Here is a 20,103-nt window from a genome sequence, read left to right on the forward strand (position 1 = left end):
AAAAGGATGAAAGACCAAGGGGGTAGTATGCCCAAAATCAGGATTTTACTACCATTCACCTTTATCATTTATCATGTTTATCGAAATTAACAGCTCTTACTTGTTTAGATAACAAAAAATCATTGGATTTGGTATCAAATTAAATCTTCATTGGAAGTATGAATAATTCAGGATATTAAATAAAAATCTCAAAACGAAAGAAATATATAAGTAAAAACCTCCTTCTTTATTACATTAAAAAGGAGGTCTTTTTTAGTATCCAATTTTTTTGAGATAGCTTATTAATAACGATTCCCTTGTTCCGCCGCCATTGCATCTGCTTTTGTCGGATGTACCGTTCCTTTAGGATGTTCAGGTGGTGCATAGATTGAGTAAAGTTTCAGTGGTCTATTTCCAGTATTAGTCACATTATGCCATGTTCCCGCTGGTACCATAATGGCAGTGTCATCGTCAACTCTTCTTACAATGTTGAGATTATTTCTCCTTCTACCCATTCGAACAACGCCTTGCCCCTGTTCAACCCGTAAAAATTGGTCAACGTTTGGATGCATCTCTAAACCGATATCTTCACCTGGTCGAATACTCATTAATGTTACTTGCATATGTCTTCCAGTCCATAAAGTTGTCCGGAAGTTGTTATTTCTTTTTGTTGCTTCTTCAATATTAACCACATATGGGTTAGGTCCTTGATCAATTTGTTGGCGTTCGTAAGGATAATAATGGTTTCTATAATACTCTGTTGGATGATTCCAATTATTGGAATGCACTGGAACATGATTTATCGGGGGGTGAAAATAATAAGGATAAAAATACATAACTCTCCATCCTCTCGTTTAATAATTAGGTAATGAATTCACCTAATATAAAGGATATTCAATCTAAGACAACTTGAATGGGCTATCGTCTATTTTTCATGTTTGCTTTTGGATTTAACTTTTAAAATTTTTTAAGAAATGTTGATTACAAATTGTACATACATTTTTAACGTATGCTAATATTAATAAAGGAAAAGTTTGGAGGAATATGATATGTTACCTAATTTTGAACAAAATTTACAAAAATACGCAAAACTATTAGTTTCAAAAGGAATCAATGTGCAACCTGGTGATTGGGTGAAAATGACCATCGCTGTTGATCAAGCACCTTTAGCACGACTAATTACAAAAGAAGCCTATGCATTAGGCGCAGAAAAAGTCATCGTGAAATGGTTAGATGACGAGATTACAAAAGAACATTATTTACATCAACCAACAGAAGTTCTTACAGAAATTCCATCATATGAAATTGAAGAATCTGAAGATCATGTGTTGAATCGTAAAGTTAGTCGTTTATCCATTATATCTAGCGATCCAGGGCTACTAAATGAAGTAGATCCTGAAAAAGTATCTGCTTATCAAAAAGTAGCAGGTAAAGCTTTTGAAGCACAACGAAAAGCAACACAAAACGACGATATTAAATGGACAGTTGCGGCTGCTGCTGGTGCAGATTGGGCTGCAAAAGTGTTCCCTGACTTAAAAACAACAGAAGAACAAGTAGATGCTTTATGGGATCAAATTTTCAAAACATGCCGTGTGTATGAAGAAGATCCTGTTGCAGCTTGGGATCGCCATGAAGAATTACTTAATGAAAAAGCGGATAAATTAAATGATATCCAATTTGATAAACTTCATTTCAGAGCACCTGGAACAGATCTTGTTTTAGGCTTACCGAAAAATCATATTTGGGCTTGTGCTGGTAGTGTTAATCCAAAAGGTGAAAAATTTATCGCGAACATGCCAACTGAAGAAGTATTTACTGCACCAGACACTCGTCGTATGGATGGTGTTGTTCGTAGCACGAAGCCTTTAAGTTATGCTGGTAACCTTATTACAGGCATCGAGGTCCATTTTAAAGATGGTAAAATTGTTGATATTTCTGCCGAAACTGGCGATGAAATTATTAAAAAATTAGTCTTTGAAAATGAAGGAGCAACTGGATTAGGTGAAGTTGCACTTGTTCCTGATCCATCACCTATTTCACAATCAGGAATTACTTTCTACAATACTTTATTTGATGAAAATGCATCAAACCACCTTGCTATCGGTTCTGCTTATCCAACAACAATTCAAGGCGGAACAAAAATGAGCAAAGAGGAATTAATGGCGAACGGTATGAACGTTTCAACAGTTCACGTTGACTTTATGATTGGTTCTAGTGAAATGGATATCGATGGCATTAAAGAAGATGGCACGGTTGTTCCAATCTTCCGTAATGGTGACTGGGCATTTTGATCTAGTTTGAGAACGTAAAAATACCCTAACTTTTTTGTTAGGGTATTTTTGTTTTGCATGTGCGACAATGCTGATAATCTCACTGGCGATATATGTAGGGTCGCTTATGATATTTTTTAGTTCACTAGCGATATTTTCGATTTGACTAACGATTAATCAAGTTTCACTGCTGATATTTTGAAGTTCACTGGCGATATATTGAAATTCACTGGCGAAATCATAAACTATCAATCTGGTACACCGAACCCGTCCCCATGTACCAACCCCATCTTAATCTAAAAGTTTCAAATTTATCTTTTGTTCATTTTTATATTTTAAGCTTGGTAAGCTTCGTCTACTTCTGATAACATTTTATAAGTTGCAACATATGTTTCACATACATCTTGCGGGATTGTATAGTTGCCTGTAACTTTACGTAACCGGGCAAACTCTGAATCTAAATTTGGTTTGTTTTCTCCCGCATTTTTTACTTTTTCACGAATCATTTCATACAGCTCTTTTACTTCAAATGTTTCAGGGTGATGCTGACCATGAGCCTTTGTAATTGCATTTGTATATAAATCTAGTTTTTCAACATAGTTGGTTACAACTTCTAGAAATGTTCTATCTGCCATTACAATACCTTCTTTCTAGTATAAAATTTTACTTACGCAGATCTTACTTTCGAACCTTTTACCTCGTATCCTAAATTTTCAATTGCATTTTCAATATCAGTAATTGCTATATCTTCTGCATTAAAATTTAGTTTTACTTTACTTGCATTAAATAACACTTTCACACTATCTTGATTTACCCCGTTTAACCCCTTTACCGCATTTTCAATCTTTTGCATACAAGATGGACATGCTAATGTTTCTAATTGAATAACAGCTTTTTGCATCCGTAAAAACTCCTTTCGATAACTTTTGTTTCTTTGTTACTTTTAGTATAACTTAGAAGCGGAAATTAAAAATTGACGTACATCAAGTTTTAACAAAAACCTGGTCAAACGTTTAGATTTAAGGCTTACATTTTTATTAAGCTGCTTTTACTACTTCTTCATTTTCACTTTTTACTAGTTTCGTATATTTTCCCCGTAAACGATATCGCAACAATCTCATACCGTTTAAAATAACGACTAATATACTTGCTTCATGAACTAACATTCCGATGGTCATATTCATCCATTCACTAAATAGTAAACTTGCAAGTAAAATAAGGACGACCCCTACGGCTATGATGATATTTTGTTTCATATTTCGTGCTGTTGCTTTCGTTAAACCCAACGCATGAGGTAAGCGACTGAAATCCGAATTCATTAAAACAACATCTGAAGTTTCAATAGCAACATCTGTTCCACTACCCATGGCAATTCCGATATTTGCCAATGCTAATGATGGACTATCATTAACACCGTCTCCTACAAAGGCGACAATTTGTCCTTGTTTTTGCAGTTTTTCAATATATGCGGACTTATGTTCCGGTAACATATGACCATGGGCTTCCGTTAACCCGAGTTCCCGGGCAACGAGGTCAACCGTTCCCTGGTTGTCTCCTGAAAGAACAGCTAAGTTTTTCACGCCGAGGTTTTTAATTCGTTGTAAATCTTCTTTCACACTAGGACGGATTTGATCGCGGATTCCCATAAGCACCTTTAATTCACTATCGACTGCAGTTAGAACGAGGGAATTACCATTTTGTTCAAATCGAACGATGTCTTTCCTCGCTTTTTCGTTCAGTTCAACATTTTCTCTCTCCATTAAAGCAACATTACCTACAGCGATGCGATGCCCATTTACTTTTGCAATAACCCCTTCACCTTTGACCACTTCCGTTTCTTCTACCGTATGCAAGTTTGTTTTACCGATATAGTTAACAACAGCTTTAGCTAATGGATGATCAGATTCACGTTCGACACTCGCTAAATATTCGAGAACTTCCTCTGTCACATCGCTATAATATTCTTTTTCAGCTACTTCAGGATTTCCAACCGTCAGGGTCCCGGTTTTATCAAAAACAATCGTATCTACTTTACTAAAATCGTTAATGACTTCACTTCCCTTTAAAAGGACGCCATTACGCGCACCGTTACCAATACCGGCAACGTTTGATACAGGGACTCCTATCACTAATGCACCCGGACAACCTAAAACAAGAATCGTAATCGCAAGTTCAACATTTTTTGTGAATAACCAAACAATAAAACCGAGTAGTAAAACAGCTGGTGTATAATATTTGGAAAAACGATCAATAAACCGCTCAGTATCAGACTTGGAATCTTGAGCTTCTTCAACTAATTCAATAATTCTACCAAAGGTTGTGTCTTCTCCAACCCGTTCCGCTTCAATTTGAATCGTTCCATTTTCTAAAATTGTTCCCGCATAAACTTGTGAACCCACACACTTACTTACCGGGACAGACTCCCCTGTAATACTCGCTTCATTAATGTGGCCTTCACCAGATAACACAGTTCCATCTACCGGTACTTTCGCCCCCGTTTTTACTAGTAACACATCACCTTCGTCTACATCGTCCACATCAACTTCTTCGAATTCACCATTTGCCACTCGTTTCAAAGCGGTCTCTGGAGCCATATCCGTCAACCCTTTTATCGCAGAACGGGTTTTGTTTAACGTACGTTGCTCTAAATAGGCACCGAATAAGAATAGAAATGTCACAATAGCTGATTCTTCATAGTTTTGAATAAGAAAAGCCCCGATAACGGCAATTGTAACTAACACATCGATACTTACCACTTTTACTTTTAATGCTTGATATGCTTGGATAGCAATCGGTGCTACGCCAAGAACCGATGCAATGATGAGCGACCAGGTAAAAATAACCATATCATTTAATCCAAAACGTCCAAAAAAGGCGAATACAATTAAAATTGCACTGATCACTGTTATTGAATTCTTTTTACTTAAAATATATCTTTGCATGAACACTCCTCCTATATTTCTATTAACGTTTGTTACCCCTAGTATAGGACGTTCCCCAAAAATAAAAATTGATACAAATCAAGTTACATAACATTTCTACGCTCTATCGTCTAGCGGCAGAATAAAAAGACCCCGAATTCGTATTTCTTTAACGAATCGAGGTCTGACCCCTGCTAAGTCTTTTTAATTTAATAACTTAGTATACCCCTGTGTTACATCCAGAACTCTATATCAGCATAATATCGATTTTCCAGCATTTAAGTATGAACTAAGAATCCTTTTCCATTCCTAATATCACCGAAAAACGGAAGATTCCCATACTTTCAAATTTTATAAATGGTACAATTACATGTTAATCTGCAAAAATATGTTAACATCTTAACGTTTTACTTTACTAAAATAATAAAATCCCTTGTCAAAAATAGTACTATTAGTACATAATAAAATAGTGTCCCCTTCAATTCTGTCCAACTATTCAAAACTCTTACTTCCCTATGTATTAGAAATACTAATATTAAAAACTCTTACTTCCCTATGTATTAGAAATACTAATATTAAAAACTATTAATCAATAATTGTTGTTTATCAAAAATAATATTTTATTGGAGGGAATTTATGTTTGAATTACACTTAGATATGTATCTTACCATAGGTTTAGCTGCTATAATTTTTTGGTTAGGTAATTTTTTAATTAAGAAAAGTGCTTTCTTAACGAAATATCATATTCCAGCACCTTTAGTTGGTGGTCTAATTTTCGCTTTACTTAATACAATTCTTACTGCTTCTGGAACAATGACGATTACATTAGATAAAACGCTTGAGTCAATTTTAATGACGGTGTTTTTCACAACAGTCGGCTTTTCAGCTAGTCTTCCATTAATTCGTCGTGGTGGAAAACTTATTGCCCTAATCTTATTGCTCTCCGTAGTTGTACTTACTATCCAAAATTTAATTGGATCAAGCATCGCTTCATTATTCGGGATTGATCCGAGACTTGGTGTCGGGGTTGGTTCAATTGCTTTAATAGGTGGTCCAGGTACCGCTGCTGCTTTTGGAGCGACTATGGAAAGCCCAATTTATGGTGTGGAAGGTGCGACAGCAGTGAGTCTTGCTGCTGCAACCTTTGGACTTGTTGCGGGTAGTATGATGGGTGGCCCAACGATGCGTAAACGAATTAGTCAGTTGGAAAAACAAAATCAAATTGCGATGAGTGAAGTTGCTGCTACAAAAGAAGTAGACACAGAAATTACACCCGAAGATGAAGAACAGTTTGTATCAAGCAGTAAAAGTTTCGTTAATGCAGGTATACTTCTTGCACTGGCTTTAGGGACAGGTGTTATCGTATCCGATCTTTTAGCTGCTACTGGAATCACATTCCCTGGATACATGGGTGCACTCGTTATGGGAGCAGTCATACGAAACATTGTGGAAGCAACCGGAAAAAAATACCCTGTAAATGAAATTAGCACAATTGGAGAAGTTTCTTTATCCTTATTCCTCGCGATGGCGATGATGGGATTACAACTTTGGGTATTAGCTGATTTGGCAATTCCAATTATTGCAATTCTTGCTGTGCAAGTACTATTTTTGTACCTATTTAGCTACTTTATTTTATTTAATCTATTAGGTAAAAGCTATGATGCTGCAGTCCAGACCGTTGGATTCATTGGCTATGCAATGGGATCCACATCAAACGCAATGGCGAATATGCAAACACTAACTAGAAAATATGGTCCTTCACCAGCTTCTTATATTGCTATTCCAATCGGTGGAACGTTCTCAGACTTTTTCAACGCGATTATCATTACAGCATTTTTAAACTTCTTTACTTGATAATATAGTCACAAAAATAGTGGGATAATATCCCACTATATTTATTAATTAAGCTTTTGGTAAAGCACCTTTATCTAATTGGTCTACACCATCATCTTTCTCAAACTCAATAATTACATCAGTAACACCTTCAATTTCTTGTATTTTTTCTTCAATACGATTTTTGATTTGAGTCGCCTCTCTAACAGTGAGCGAAGATTGGATTTCTAGTTTCACTTCGATATGATAATCTTCCCCTTCTTTCATTGCATACAACATTCTAATGTCCTTTAATGTACTTGGCAATTCGTTCTTCCAATTCATCATCCGCTTCACCAAGAACACCTTTCGCATTGTCCAAAAATACTCTTGCAACAACATAAAACATCATGATTCCAATGATGATGGAAGCAATTCCTTCCGCTGCTCGAAAACCTGCGAAATAAGATAAAAGGATTCCAATAATCGCAATAATCCCACCTAATGTTGCACAAGCTTTGTTGCCGGTTTAGCACGACCTAATACTTGGAAACTTTTCGTGAAAATTTTTGATCCCGTTGCATCGGTACTCGTTTCATGAAGAACTTCCTTCATCGCCTTAAAAAGCACATAAAATTCAAGTACTGCAGCAATTCCTACCACAGAAAGGTTAATCCATATCCCACCTGACTCAGCAGGATGCATAATGTAGAGGCAAGACGAGAAAGATTAATAACACAACTATTGAAAGCAAACGAACATCCGTTACTTCTCGGCTTTTTATCCTTTTGATTGACACAGTACCAACAATAGATCCAATTACCCAAACTAAAAAGTTCTGAATCCAAATTCTTATAGATACATTGTTCGCAACCATTGTAATAATTCCTATTAATATAGCTGGTAACATGTAAAAATAAGTTGAAAAGTTTTTTAAATAACTCACGGTGACTAGTCCTTTAATATGGTATTTTGGCAAAAAAATTCACACAGCCAGTATCTACTATCGTTAAATTCATTAACTTACTTTTGTTCGTGATACTGTCTTAGAGGAATCCATCCCTTTATCATCTCGAAGATTCATAACAAGTACCCCAAAAGCTACTAATACAATTGCCACTACCATCAATAGATTTAAACTTTCTCCAGGAATGAATATTGCTGATAACAGTGCACCGAAAACAGGTGTTAAAAATTTATAAATCGAGACTTTTCCTGCTTTATTATATTTTAAGACGGTTGTCCATAAAGCAAAGGCAACGGATGAAAGCAATGCCGCATAAATAAGTAAGCCCCAGCCAAATGGTGTAAAGGTCATAGCCCCTGGACTTAGTTGCGGAACACCGATTACTAATAATAGGAGTGCCCCAAAGGTTAATTGCCAACCGGTTAATGTAACTGGATGAATATCGACGGCCAATTCCTTTGCCATAATAGTCGTTATAGCCGATGTTAGACCTGCTAAAATCATAAAGCCTTCCCCTGTTATCTGAAATTGAAATTGGAAGGATTCACCCCAATTTGCTAAAACTATACCAACAAAGCCGGTTAAAATACCAATTGCTTTTTTCCAGTTCAAATGGTCATTTTTATAATAAAAATGAGCTACGATTACAGCAAGGAATGTACCACTTGAAGAAAGAAGTGCTCCTTGCATACCAGAAACTTTAGCTAAACCGTTATAAAAGAAAAAATACTGTAAAGAAGTTTGAATCATCCCAAATAATATAACAATCCATACTTGGGATTTTTTAAACAATAATTTCTTTCTGTTTGTAAATAACATGAAAAATAGTATAAATAGCCCCGCTAATAAAAAGCGCATTCCAGCAAATACAATTTGCGCAATTACATCACCAGATTGTATTTGCAATTCAATATTACTTAGTTTTAATACAGGAAACGCACTCCCCCATAAAAGAGTACAGATTACCGCAAACCCAATTACCGTCCATTTATTTTGAAAAATACTATTCAATTAAAGCCAACTCCTCACTAATAAATATAACAATAAATAATCATAACATAATGAGCGAACAAATTTACGAGGGAATTACTAGCATTCCACGAAGAATTTATAAAGAAGTGAACAATAAAGTGGTAACTTGAGGAAAGTAACGTAGTTTTTTAGATTAATCTCTTTATACTATTAATAAAACAAAGTTGTATTATATGAAAAAATGGAGATAACAATATTATACTAAGCAAGGCTAAGTAAATAAGACAACAACCCGAACAAGCAGAATTTTGCTTGTTTGAGTTGTTGTTGACATAAAAGAGCAAATAAGTAAACTTTGTTTTATGATATGTCAGGTTTCAACTATCTAATCTTGTGATGGTTGGTAATCTATTATTCTTTCTTTTAATTACTCAGCCAAACCTTCTTTTTGTAATAATTCATCCAGTGCCTGAATGGCTTCTTTTTCGTCGCTACCATCTACTTTAATTACGACTTCAGCATTTTTAGAAAGTCCAAGTCCCATGATTCCCATGATGGATTTTAAGTTAACTGATTTTCCATTGTATTCTAGTTCTATATTTGAACTAAATTTACTTGCCTCTTTGACAATTAATGATGCTGGTCTAGCATGAATCCCACTTTCTTCAATAATTTTATATGTTTTTTCTTCCATTACAAACACTCCTTTAAGCTGAGATTAATAGTTCTTTGTCATTTTTATGGAGCTCATTCTTCGGAATAATAATACAAATCCTATTGAATTACCCCACCTTTACCTACTTAATCGAAATAATATTTTCTTCTTTTGTTTTAACAGCACCTGTTTTTTCAAGAACGATACTTTCTCCTTCACTTAAATTAGTGAAAACTATTGGTGTAATAATGGATGGTACACGTTCTTTAATGAAATTAAGATCCGCACGGAGTAATGGTTGTCCGGCTTTAACTTCTTCTCCTTCATTTACTAATGCTTCAAAACCTTCACCTTTTAGATTAACCGTGTCAATACCAAAGTGAATCAAGATCTCACGTCCACCTTCAGTCATTAATCCAATAGCATGCTTTGTTGGAAATACATGAATGATCTTTCCATCTGCAGGTGCAACGACAAGTCCTTCTTCTGGTTCAATGGCAAAACCATCACCCATCATTTTCTGAGAAAATACTTGGTCTGGAACTTCACTTATTGGAATAAGTTTTCCCTTAATTGGAGAAATATATTTTTCATTGTTATTAACTTCACTTTGTAAAGTTTCAGGTTTTTCATTTGGTTGTGAGCTTTCTTCTTGATCTTTTGTTTTAACAGGACGCGGTTTCTTTCCGCTCATAATATCTTGGATTTGACTTTTCAATGTATCTGATTTCGGTCCAAAAATAGCTTGAATATTATTTCCTACTTCAAGTACACCAGCTGCACCTAATTTTTTCAATTCTTCTTTATCAACATTATGAATGTCATTTACTTGAACACGTAATCGAGTGATACATGCATCTAAGTGAGCGATATTTTCTTGTCCACCCATTGCTTGAAGAATGTTATACGGAAGTTCATCCCCGTCAGACCCTGCACGTTCTTTTCCATTCGTCCCTTCATCATCTTCACGACCAGGTGTTTTTAAGTCGAATTTTACAATGAAGAAACGGAAGATGAAGTAGTATAGAACTGCAAATACAAGACCTACAAGGATCACGAGCCACCACGGTTCTCTACCTGGTAAAATTCCAAATAGGAAGAAGTCTATGAAACCACCTGAGAATGTATATCCAATATTAATATCTAACCATGTCAAGATTACAAAAGATAATCCGTCTAACACAGCATGAATAAGGAATAGTACTGGCGACAAGAACAAGAAAGTAAATTCAAGTGGTTCTGTAATACCAGTTAAAGCAGAAGTTAACGCTCCACCAGCAAAGATACCTGCAACAAGTTTTTTCTTTTCTGGTTTAGCAACATGATACATAGCTAAGGCTGCTGCCGGTAAACCAAATAACATAACCGGAAATTCCCCAGCCATAAAATGACCTGCTGTTAGCTCAACTCCATCACGTAGCTGAGCAAAAAAGATTGTCATATCACCACGAACAACTTCTCCAGCTGCTGTTGTGTAAGAACCAAATTCATACCAGAATGGTGCATGGTAAATATGATGCAAACCAAACGGGATCAGTAATCTTTTAATAAAACCAAACATAAATACAGCTAAATACGTACCTTCTTCAATTAACCACATGGAAGCTGAATTTAATGCATTTTGAACCGGTGGCCATACAATGAGTAGAATCAAGCCGACAACAAATGAAAACGCTGCCGTAACGATCGGAACAAATCGTTTTCCTGCAAAGAAACCAAGATATGAAGGCATTTTAATATCATGATATTTATTATAACAAAATGCCGCAATTAAACCTATAATAATACCGCCGAAAACTCCGGTTTGCAGTGTTGGTATTCCTAAAACAGATGCAAAGCTGGGTTCTGTTCCAATATCATCAGCTGTCAAACCAAGCCACGAACCCATCACTTGGTTCATTACTAAATAACCTACAATTGCCGCTAATGCCGCTGCACCGTCACCAGCTAAACCAATAGCAACTCCTGCAGCAAACAACAAGGCTAGGTTTGAGAATATAATTCCCCCTGCGTCTTCCATTACATCGCCTATAAGTTGAATCCAATCAGCTTGTAAAAATGGAAGTACATCGATCATGTTTTCTTGACCAATGGCATTACCAATACCTAGCAATAAACCAGCGGCAGGTAAAAGTGCCACAGGAAGCATAAGAGCTTTACCAACTTTTTGTAAAGCACCAAAAATTTTCTTAAACATTTTTTTCACTCCTTTAGTGATTTTTACAATAAATAAATAGGCATGAGTAAAGACAATGTTTGTACATTAGTAGTATAACCTACTATTCGACAAACATGTCTAAAACTCATGCCTGAATAAATCAGTAACACGTGTTTAAAATATTTAATTTTGACTACCTAATTTACTATAAATTCTTTGCAAATGCATAGTCAAATATACTGCTTCTGCGCTTCCCACCGGTTTCTTTAATGCATTTTGCATTATTTTTATCAACTTCCAAGATAAATTATAGCAGAAAGGGTATTCATTTTGCAATGTTAAATTTATTTTAGTAGATTCCCCTAATTCATCTCCTTCATGGGTCCTTTCAATAGCGAAGCGTAAGTGCCTGATAAGTCGAATATAGTCAATTGACTTTTTATCAATTTTCGCATTAAATGCATCCTCTATTACATCAATCATTTGTTTTATTAATTGTGAATGTTTATTAACTTCCCCTATTTTTTTATTTTTAATAGCACTGTGAATGTGTAACGTTATAAAACCAATTTCATCTTCTGGTAAATGAATATTTAAAGCCTCATTCACAATTTTGACCACTTTAGATGCAATGTTAAATTCTTGAGGATACAAGTTTTTAGTTTCAACAAGAAAAGGATTGTGGATTGAAACCCCTTTCATCGTCCTGTATATGGAGAACATTAAATGGTCGGTCAATGCAACATGAATATGCTCATTTAATCTGGCGGTTGTGTGTTTTTTGATATATTCCATCGCATCAATGATTGCATCAAAAATTTCATTATCCATTTGAAGAAGTAAGGTTTTATATTGCTCTTGTTTATCCTTATCCTTAAGGACAAATATTTTCTCGACTAATCGATCATCAAGCTGATCACCTTTTTTTCTATTAAAACCGATTCCTTTACCAATAAGGACTACTTCTTTATTTTCCTTATCTTCGGCTATTATGACATTATTGTTAAGTGCTTTTTTAACAGTGAACAAAGCCATATCATTTCTCCATTCTAATAGTAATTTCTCTATATTAATTATTAATCATAATATCTAGTAAAGGTCAATATTAATGAATAACTAAATTTATTATTTACAATTAAATGACATAACATCCATTTGAAAATAAAATATCGTATTATACAGTTCAGATTATCCGACATCCAATTTTAGCAAACGCTAATTAAATCTACTGATAAAATAAGTTAAAAAGTGTTGCTTGGTTCTTTCGCCAAGGAACACTTTGAAAATATATAATATTGTTCCCACTTGCTTTTCAATATATAAGCTACTATTTTCAGTTGTCTGTTTCGTGTGAATATTCACTTTTATTACCATCAACGGAAGTTAAACCTAATAACTACCCACTACAAATACTAATAGTATCATCCTCTTTTCAACTTGTGATTTAGTCCTTTCTATTATTACATCCCTTACTGGGGATTCTATTTCTTATACACATCTAGCAAAGACAAGTATTAAGGTGCTAAGGAATAAAATAGTTTGGGATAAGATTAGTAATTCGTGCACTATTCAGTTTCAAAGAAATTGGCCATACGGCTTTTTAGCTCAAATTATTGTCATTTTCATATTTTTATATGGAATCGGAAATTTAATCATCATGCTTTTGAGTTGGTTCTTTATTTCGGCTTTAGAAATGATGGGGATACAAGTAGCTAATCTAAACGCTACGTACAATGCTAGCCTTTACTTTTTGAAAAATATGACTGTTATACCTCTAACATTTGTTTATATACTGAATATGATTGGGTTTAGATCAACTAATCAATAGAAAAATACTTATCCAACAAAAAAAACGCCCTTAGGATTAATAGGGCGTTGTATATTAACAAATTCTAGATTTAATTAATTTTTCTCACCAATTGGTAAAATCGTTTTTCCATATACTTCGTTTAGCACTTGTGCCATAGCTGCATAAATGGCTGAGAATCCGCAAAGAATTCCTTCATAGCCTGCAATCGTTAAAATTAGGCTTGAACCTGTATAGTTTCCGATTGCCAGTAAGAAAAATAGAATTGTTAGTGTTCCAAATACAACTTGTAACGCAGTATTAATACGTAAAGTGCCAATAAACATAAATAACGTAAATAGTCCCCACATAAATAGGTAAGCAGCCATTGATAATGAACTTGCCGCTTCTCCATAACCCATTAAAGGAAGAAGATTTAGAGCTACTAACGATAGCCAGAAAGCCCCGTAAGACGTAAAAGCAGTTGTACCGAATGTATTATTTTTTTTGAATTCCATAATACCCGCAATCAATTGCGCTAAACCGCCAAAAAAGATTCCCATACCTAATATCATGGCATCTAAGGCAAAGAAACCGGCATTATGAATATTAAGTAGAATTGTTGTCATGCCAAATCCCATTAAACCTAGAGGAGCAGGATTTGCTGTAACTTCTGTGATGTGTGTAACTGTCTGTTCCTTATCCAATTGTTTCACTCCAAATATATGTACTAGTGTTAAGACACTAGCATGTATTATTCGTACTGGTATACTAGTATGTCAATATTCATTAAGCTTATTGCTAGATTTATATATATTTTAAATATAAATATTTAGAAAATAATTTTTAAAAAATATTGAAAAAACGTACTCTTTAGATTAATATGTAAATGTAAGTACTTACTAACAATTTTAGGGAGGGATGAAAGTTGAAAAAATTAATGACTATTTTAACGATTAGTTTGTTGAGTGTTATGATAATCGGCTGTTCAAATAAGGAAAAAATTTATTACGGCGTACTAGAAGCGGAAAAGGTAACCATTTATAGTCAGGTAGAGGGGGAAATTCAATCTATCGAAAAAGATGAACAAGAGGAAATAATACAAAATGATGTTTTAGGGAAAATTGACGACGAATACTATGAATTAAAAAGAAAAGAAGTCGAAGCAACTGTAGCGATGGTCGAAGCAAAAAGGAAAAAAGCAGAAGATAATAACGTATCTGATAGTGAGATGGATATGATCTTGGCTGAAATAGACCAAGCAAAAGCAATTTATGATCAGGCAGAGTACCAAAAGTCTAAAACTATTATTTCCGCTATCCAAGACGGTGTAATTTCAGAATGGCTTGTTAAAGAAGGAGATTATGTAAAAACTGGTACTCCTTTAGTAACCATGTTTTCAAATAAACCACTAGAATTTACCATCTATGTACCTCAAACTGATTTGAAAGATTTTCAAATTGACCAGATTCTCAACATTAAATCAATTACATATCCAGACGAAACCTTTAAAGGAAAAGTAATTCAAATAGGTGATGAAGCTGTTTTTAGCCCTCAAAATAATGAAACACTCGAAGAACAGGCAGAAAAGGTATTTCCTATTGATATACAAGTTACTGAAAATAAGGATAACAAATTAAAACCAGGTATGGATGTTACGGTCAGCTTTTAAAACATTTCGAAAGAGGGTGTCCATATGAGTGAGTATGCTATTATTTGTGAAGGGTTAACTAAGCAATTCGGACAAATAATTGCAGTAAATTCAATTAATCTAAAAATAAAGAAGGGAACAATCTATGGGATTCTTGGTCCCAATGGATCTGGCAAATCAACGTTAATCCATATGCTATGTGGTGTTCTCCCGCAAACCAGTGGTTATGGTAGTGTATTAGGGTATGATATCCGAAAAGACCCTGAAAAAATAAAACAACGAATTGGCTATATGTCACAAAAATTCAGCCTTTATCTTGAATTGACAGTACTCGAAAATTTACAATTTTATGGTGAAGTTTACGGAATTAAAAAAGATAAGCTAAAGGAAAGAATCAAACATTTAGTAGAAATTACCGGGTTAAGTGACCGTCTGAATCAACGTTCTGGCACACTTTCCGGGGGGTGGAAGCAGCGATTAGCCCTTTGCTGCGCATTACTTCATGAACCAGACTTTTTAATCCTAGATGAACCAACTGCAGGAGTAGATCCTGTGTCAAGAAGAATATTTTGGGATATTATTCAAAGCTTAAGAGAAAAAGAAGTAACGGTATTAGTAACGACTCATTATATGGATGAAGCACTAATATGCGATGAGATTGGTTTTATTTACTTTGGTAGATTATTAGTCAATGGAAAACCGAATGAAATTTTGAAACAACATCATGTGGAAACATTAGATGAATTATTTATTAAACTAGTTAAGCAGGAAGAAGCATCCTCTATATTTCAAAAAGGAAGTGTATAAAATGGATGAGAAAATTAAAAAGTTTTGTTCCATTCGTTTCCAATCCATTATTAAAAAGGAATTTATGCAAATAAAAAAAGACCCTGCAAGTCTAGCAATTGCTTTAATTCTTCCTGTCATGTTGGTACTACTGCTAGGTTACGCAATGAACACTGATATTAAAAATATTAATCTTGCTGTTTGGGATCAATCACAAACTAAAGAAAGTCGAGAACTCATTCAAGTTTTCACCCGCCAAAATGATTTTCATCTTTTCAGCTATACACATAGTTATAATGAAATTGATTATTTACTCGACAAAGGGGATATTCACACTGCTTTAATAATACCAAAAGATTTTTCAAAAAATATTAAAACGGATACTTCTACAGTACAAATCATAATCGACGGCTCAGACCCTACTTATGCTAAAGAAGCACTTTCTCGAAGTCAAAATCTACTATTAAATTATTCTACTTCAATACAGACGAAAATGCTTGAAAGAAATGCTATAAATGAAAAGAGTCTACCAATTAAGAGCGAAACAAATATTTTATATAACCCAACAATGGAAAGTTTAAATTATAATATTCCTGCATTAATTGGGCTTGTTATGCAAGAAGTCATATTAATTCTGACCGCATTTGCAATCGTTCGTGAAAAAGAGCATGGAACAATGGCACAATTAATTGTTACGCCAATTCGGCCTCTTGAGCTAATCCTGGGCAAACTAGTCCCATATATATTTATTGGGCTTCTATCTTTCGCTTTTGTTTTGATCGTTGGTATTTGGTGGTTTAATGTTTCGATTGCTGGAAGCATTTATTTATTAATAGGTTTAAGCATACTTTTTTTGATCGCATCTTTAGCAATCGGTCTCTTTATTTCAGTTATAGCCAACAATCAGCTACAAGCTATGTACATGGCCTTTGCTGTTATATTACCAAGTGTAATTTTATCAGGTTTTGTTTTCCCTAGAGAAACAATGCCTACTTTCATTCAAATGTTAGGCGGGCTTATTCCACTTACATATTTTTTAGAGATTTTACGAGGGATATTTTTAAAAGGGGTTTCATTGGATATACTCTGGCTGCAATCAATCGTGTTATTAACATTCATAGTTATTACTTGTATAGCGACTGCATCAAGGTTCAAAAAGCAATTGTAGAAAGGAGGTATATAGATTTTGAAAGAAAATAAGCAAAATATTAAGAATGCCTTACAGGCTCTAGTAGATAATCTCGATAACCCAAAACAAGTGACTAAAAGCCAAGAGAAAATTTTAGACGCAGCTTTAAAACTTTTTGCAGATCGCGGTTTTGAAGCTAGTTCTACGGCAGATATAGCCAAAGAAGCAGGAGTTGCTGAGGTTACATTATTCAGAAATTTCAAGTCAAAAAACAATTTATTGTATCATATCTTGGCACCAATATTTATCCAGTTTAATTCCAAGAAATATGTGGGGCCCTTACAGGAAATATTTGAAGAGGGATCTAATAAAAATACGAAAGAAGTACTAAAAAGCGCATTTAATGAACGATTAAATAAATTAGCCGAAAATCAAAAGGTTGTTAAAATTCTATTACAAGAATCCTACCTTCAACCTGAAATAAAGAATGCAATAGAAAAATATATTACAACTCCTGCAACAGATTCTATCAAAACGTTTATTAGGCATAAAAAAGAACAGGGAGAATTCTCAGATTATAATGAAGTAACAATAACAAATCTTTTTTTCTATTTATTATTTGGGTATATCTTCATTAATTATATATTACAAGACAAAACTTCAACCGATGAAAGTGAATTAGATGAATTATTGGATATCATTTTGAAAGGACTAAGAAAATCCTAAAAAATAATATTCCACTATGAACTAACTAGTAGAGTTAGACATATAATTCACACTTCTTCAAGGACCTGAGTTCGGTATTTAACCGGGCTTAGGTCTTTTCATTTTCCTATATTCGTAATTTTAATAATAAATATGCTCTTCAAGTACTTTCTCAAATGGCTACATGTTATTAAAATCATACTTTTTTCAACTATTAATGTTTCAATAAAAAAACCCTTGTAAAAATTAGATTAGTGTCTAATTTTTACAGGGGAGTTTAGTAAACATGAGTCCACTTATAAACCTTCTTTAAAGCTACTATGTTAATAGCAACTTCATAATATCAATGGAATATATTGGCAAACCCTATTTATCTTCTCAATTATCTCTTCTATACATATTTTCAAGATTAACCTTTTTAATATGTTAATGATAATGCACCAATAGATAGACCTGCTGACGTTCCAATCAATAGCACATTATCTCCTCTTTGAATTTTTTGAGAGGTAATCAAGTCATGTAACAGCATAGGGATTGAAGCGGCAATACAGTTTCCATGTGTTCGGATATGATTTCCAACCCTTTCTAAGTCAAAACCAAATCGCTTAAATACATCTATTCCCTTTTTAGATGTTTGGTGAGGTACTATGTATTGGAACTCGTCTTTCCGTAATGAGTTTTCCGAAAAAAACTCTCTTAAAAAGGCAGGTACGTAGCGTAAAGCGGCCTTAAAAACCCTAGTCCCCTCCATATGGAAAAGATTATCCTCCAGCTTAGTATTTGGGTTATTTGGATGTTTGAGTGTACCTCCTCCTTTTACGCAAGTATAGTCAGCTCCGATACTATATGTCTTTAATAGAAATCTATGAACTTTCGATTCTCCTTCTGATCTTGTAACAACAAAAGCTGCTGCACCGTCACCAAATAAAGCACGAACCTCTTTATCTGTTTTTTCTAATGTTGGACTTGGAGTGTCAGAACTGATTATTAGAACATTCTTATAAATACCACTATTAATCAAATTTGATGCTACAAATAAAGCAATTGGAAAACTATAACATGTTGAATCAACATCAAAACAAGGAATCCCTGAATTCTCCAATCCTAACTCACGTTGAAATAAGCTTGCTGCACAAGGTATAGCCTGCATCGGGGAACCGTTAGCACCAATAATACAATCAATATCCTCTAATGCTAAACCACTATCTTTAATCGCCTGTCTTGCAGCATCTACTCCTAAACTTAAAGCATTCTCACCTTTTTCAGAGTCAATGTAATAACGAGAGTATATTCCTGTTGCCCTTTCTATCCAACCTGAAGGTATAGACATTTCTTTCTCAAGATCTGTACTTTTTTTTACAATAGAACCGACAGATTTCCCTGATCCAATAATTTTAACATTGAACAACTTTCATACTCCTCCTTTAAGATTTTAATGATGACAACTTCCAAGCCTTCAACATCATCCTTAAATATTACTCTCATGAAGTAGGTGAATTTCTCTGTAGGCCCAAGAATTTAAGTGAATTTATTCCATTCTGAAAAAATTAATTTTTCACAATATTACGTTAAAGTGTTTTTTATTATTAGTCTATAACTCTAAAGGTTCATTTTCTGCCGAGAAAGTATGATAAATTGGTAATAATAATTTAAAGAAATAATAAAAATTTAATTAATATTTAGTACGTTATTACTATTCAATGATTTGTGGGTATAACCCTTAGAAAATTAAAACTAATATCATATAGGTACTTTTGAAAAAGAAAGTTACATTTCTAATTGTAGATTTCTTATCTAGCAAAATTAATGAAATCGAGTAGGAGGGAGCGATTAACTCCCGTCCTCTCACACCACCGTACGTACGGTTCCGTATACGGCGGTTCAATTAAGATAATTGACGCAAGTCTTTATAACTTCCGTGAATAGCTGTTCTCTTTATGCCAGTGGTCACTCCACCCTCCAAGAGGTCCCCCACGGGATTCACCGCTTCCTTCCTCAAGTGAGGTACTACGTTTTCTGTGTTCATCATGACTCACTGAATGCCAAGGGCTATTCTCTCTTAATTGTTCGGTCCTTCTTAGTAGTTCTAAACCAACTAATACTATGACCTCTGCTGACTTCTGACGGTTCAGCTACTTATCACTAAGTAGGTTATGAAGCGTATTTCACCTATCCGCCAGACCTCCCCGGGTAAGTACATGCACTTTCACACCATCTATCCGCCTCATTTACTCGATATGACCTTCGACAGAAAGAGCTTTGTTTTGTTTGGCAAACTCACTCAATCATACCTAGCCTTATATGAGGTTCGT

Annotated in this window: 18 protein-coding genes; 6 read left to right on the top strand and 12 right to left on the bottom strand. The window is 34.4% G+C overall.

What is annotated here, in order from left to right; all coding sequences use genetic code 11:
* Nucleotides 1–281: 281 nt before the first annotated feature.
* A complete protein-coding gene (locus tag GW534_RS06950) occupies nucleotides 282–815 on the bottom strand; it encodes a cupin domain-containing protein (protein WP_161920332.1) in 534 nt (177 codons plus the stop codon).
* Nucleotides 816–1,028: 213 nt separating this feature from the next.
* Between GW534_RS06950 and GW534_RS06955 the strand changes: the two genes are divergently transcribed.
* The gene (locus tag GW534_RS06955; RefSeq protein WP_161920333.1) at nucleotides 1,029–2,270 is read left to right on the top strand and encodes an aminopeptidase; all 1,242 of its coding nucleotides are present in this window, start codon (nucleotides 1,029–1,031) and stop codon (nucleotides 2,268–2,270) included.
* Nucleotides 2,271–2,584: 314 nt separating this feature from the next.
* Here GW534_RS06955 and GW534_RS06960 read toward each other — a convergent pair whose 3' ends face one another.
* The 3 genes from GW534_RS06960 to GW534_RS06970 form a co-directional block, all read right to left on the bottom strand.
* Nucleotides 2,585–2,884 (bottom strand): iron-sulfur cluster repair di-iron protein, ric, encoded by a 300-nt coding sequence (locus GW534_RS06960; protein ID WP_161920334.1) that lies wholly within the window; start codon nucleotides 2,882–2,884, stop codon nucleotides 2,585–2,587.
* A 32-nt stretch (nucleotides 2,885–2,916) separates the two neighbouring features.
* Nucleotides 2,917–3,150 carry a heavy-metal-associated domain-containing protein gene (locus GW534_RS06965; RefSeq protein ID WP_161920335.1) on the bottom strand — a complete coding sequence of 78 codons (234 nt, stop codon included), beginning with the start codon at nucleotides 3,148–3,150 and terminating at the stop codon, nucleotides 2,917–2,919.
* Nucleotides 3,151–3,286: 136 nt separating this feature from the next.
* The gene (locus GW534_RS06970) at nucleotides 3,287–5,191 is read right to left on the bottom strand and encodes a heavy metal translocating P-type ATPase (RefSeq protein WP_161920336.1); all 1,905 of its coding nucleotides are present in this window, start codon (nucleotides 5,189–5,191) and stop codon (nucleotides 3,287–3,289) included.
* 615 nt (nucleotides 5,192–5,806) lie between these two features.
* On the opposite strand from GW534_RS06970, the gene gltS reads away from it, so the two are divergent.
* Complete coding sequence (gene gltS, locus GW534_RS06975; protein ID WP_161920337.1) at nucleotides 5,807–7,024, top strand: sodium/glutamate symporter; 1,218 nt, start codon at nucleotides 5,807–5,809, stop codon at nucleotides 7,022–7,024.
* A gap of 48 nt (nucleotides 7,025–7,072) precedes the next feature.
* Here the strand turns inward: gltS and GW534_RS16360 are convergent, their stop codons facing one another.
* The 7 genes from GW534_RS16360 to GW534_RS07005 all read right to left on the bottom strand — a co-directional run bounded on the left by GW534_RS16360 (nucleotide 7,073) and on the right by GW534_RS07005 (nucleotide 14,227).
* The gene (locus GW534_RS16360; RefSeq protein ID WP_246203999.1) at nucleotides 7,073–7,309 is read right to left on the bottom strand and encodes a cation transporter dimerization domain-containing protein; all 237 of its coding nucleotides are present in this window, start codon (nucleotides 7,307–7,309) and stop codon (nucleotides 7,073–7,075) included.
* Between the two features lie 174 nt (nucleotides 7,310–7,483).
* Nucleotides 7,484–7,687, bottom strand: a complete 204-nt coding sequence (locus tag GW534_RS16365; RefSeq protein WP_246204000.1) for a hypothetical protein — start codon at nucleotides 7,685–7,687, stop codon at nucleotides 7,484–7,486.
* A gap of 313 nt (nucleotides 7,688–8,000) precedes the next feature.
* Nucleotides 8,001–8,960 (bottom strand): DMT family transporter, encoded by a 960-nt coding sequence (locus GW534_RS06985; RefSeq protein WP_161920338.1) that lies wholly within the window; start codon nucleotides 8,958–8,960, stop codon nucleotides 8,001–8,003.
* A gap of 388 nt (nucleotides 8,961–9,348) precedes the next feature.
* The gene (locus GW534_RS06990; RefSeq protein ID WP_161920339.1) at nucleotides 9,349–9,615 is read right to left on the bottom strand and encodes a phosphocarrier protein HPr; all 267 of its coding nucleotides are present in this window, start codon (nucleotides 9,613–9,615) and stop codon (nucleotides 9,349–9,351) included.
* A gap of 103 nt (nucleotides 9,616–9,718) precedes the next feature.
* Complete coding sequence (gene ptsG / locus GW534_RS06995) at nucleotides 9,719–11,773, bottom strand: glucose-specific PTS transporter subunit IIBC (RefSeq protein ID WP_161920340.1); 2,055 nt, start codon at nucleotides 11,771–11,773, stop codon at nucleotides 9,719–9,721.
* Nucleotides 11,774–11,917: 144 nt separating this feature from the next.
* A complete protein-coding gene (gene glcT / locus GW534_RS07000) occupies nucleotides 11,918–12,769 on the bottom strand; it encodes a glucose PTS transporter transcription antiterminator GlcT (protein WP_161920341.1) in 852 nt (283 codons plus the stop codon).
* An 867-nt stretch (nucleotides 12,770–13,636) separates the two neighbouring features.
* The gene (locus GW534_RS07005) at nucleotides 13,637–14,227 is read right to left on the bottom strand and encodes an acetate uptake transporter (protein ID WP_161920342.1); all 591 of its coding nucleotides are present in this window, start codon (nucleotides 14,225–14,227) and stop codon (nucleotides 13,637–13,639) included.
* Between the two features lie 221 nt (nucleotides 14,228–14,448).
* Between GW534_RS07005 and GW534_RS07010 the strand changes: the two genes are divergently transcribed.
* From GW534_RS07010 to GW534_RS07025, 4 genes are read left to right on the top strand one after another with little or no spacing between them, the layout of a single operon-like run.
* Nucleotides 14,449–15,192, top strand: coding sequence for an efflux RND transporter periplasmic adaptor subunit (locus GW534_RS07010; protein WP_161920343.1), 744 nt, complete (start codon nucleotides 14,449–14,451; stop codon nucleotides 15,190–15,192).
* 24 nt (nucleotides 15,193–15,216) lie between these two features.
* Entirely contained in the window at nucleotides 15,217–15,978 is a 762-nt protein-coding gene (locus tag GW534_RS07015; RefSeq protein ID WP_161920344.1) for an ABC transporter ATP-binding protein, read from the top strand.
* 1 nt (nucleotide 15,979) lies between these two features.
* Entirely contained in the window at nucleotides 15,980–17,125 is a 1,146-nt protein-coding gene (locus tag GW534_RS07020) for an ABC transporter permease (RefSeq protein WP_202630855.1), read from the top strand.
* Between the two features lie 18 nt (nucleotides 17,126–17,143).
* A complete protein-coding gene (locus tag GW534_RS07025; RefSeq protein ID WP_161920345.1) occupies nucleotides 17,144–17,812 on the top strand; it encodes a TetR/AcrR family transcriptional regulator in 669 nt (222 codons plus the stop codon).
* 397 nt (nucleotides 17,813–18,209) lie between these two features.
* Here the strand turns inward: GW534_RS07025 and GW534_RS07030 are convergent, their stop codons facing one another.
* The gene (locus GW534_RS07030) at nucleotides 18,210–19,199 is read right to left on the bottom strand and encodes a 3-oxoacyl-[acyl-carrier-protein] synthase III C-terminal domain-containing protein (protein ID WP_161920346.1); all 990 of its coding nucleotides are present in this window, start codon (nucleotides 19,197–19,199) and stop codon (nucleotides 18,210–18,212) included.
* Nucleotides 19,200–20,103: the final 904 nt, after the last annotated feature.

It is taken from the genome of Pallidibacillus pasinlerensis (assembly GCF_009996845.1).
GTDB lineage: Bacteria > Bacillota > Bacilli > Bacillales > Caldibacillaceae > Pallidibacillus > Pallidibacillus pasinlerensis.

Bases quoted from the DNA above. Each gene is read 5' to 3' on its own strand.
- GW534_RS06955 (WP_161920333.1), top strand. From the start codon at position 1,029: ATGTTACCTAATTTTGAACAAAATTTACAAAAATACGCAAAACTATTA.
- ptsG (WP_161920340.1), bottom strand. From the start codon at position 11,773: ATGTTTAAGAAAATTTTTGGTGCTTTACAAAAAGTTGGTAAAGCTCTT.
- GW534_RS06990 (WP_161920339.1), bottom strand. From the start codon at position 9,615: ATGGAAGAAAAAACATATAAAATTATTGAAGAAAGTGGGATTCATGCT.
- GW534_RS07015 (WP_161920344.1), top strand. From the start codon at position 15,217: ATGAGTGAGTATGCTATTATTTGTGAAGGGTTAACTAAGCAATTCGGA.
- GW534_RS06970 (WP_161920336.1), bottom strand. From the start codon at position 5,191: ATGCAAAGATATATTTTAAGTAAAAAGAATTCAATAACAGTGATCAGT.
- GW534_RS06950 (WP_161920332.1), bottom strand. From the start codon at position 815: ATGTATTTTTATCCTTATTATTTTCACCCCCCGATAAATCATGTTCCA.
- gltS (WP_161920337.1), top strand. From the start codon at position 5,807: ATGTTTGAATTACACTTAGATATGTATCTTACCATAGGTTTAGCTGCT.
- GW534_RS06960 (WP_161920334.1), bottom strand. From the start codon at position 2,884: ATGGCAGATAGAACATTTCTAGAAGTTGTAACCAACTATGTTGAAAAA.
- GW534_RS07020 (WP_202630855.1), top strand. From the start codon at position 15,980: ATGGATGAGAAAATTAAAAAGTTTTGTTCCATTCGTTTCCAATCCATT.
- glcT (WP_161920341.1), bottom strand. From the start codon at position 12,769: ATGGCTTTGTTCACTGTTAAAAAAGCACTTAACAATAATGTCATAATA.
- GW534_RS06965 (WP_161920335.1), bottom strand. From the start codon at position 3,150: ATGCAAAAAGCTGTTATTCAATTAGAAACATTAGCATGTCCATCTTGT.
- GW534_RS16365 (WP_246204000.1), bottom strand. From the start codon at position 7,687: ATGCATCCTGCTGAGTCAGGTGGGATATGGATTAACCTTTCTGTGGTA.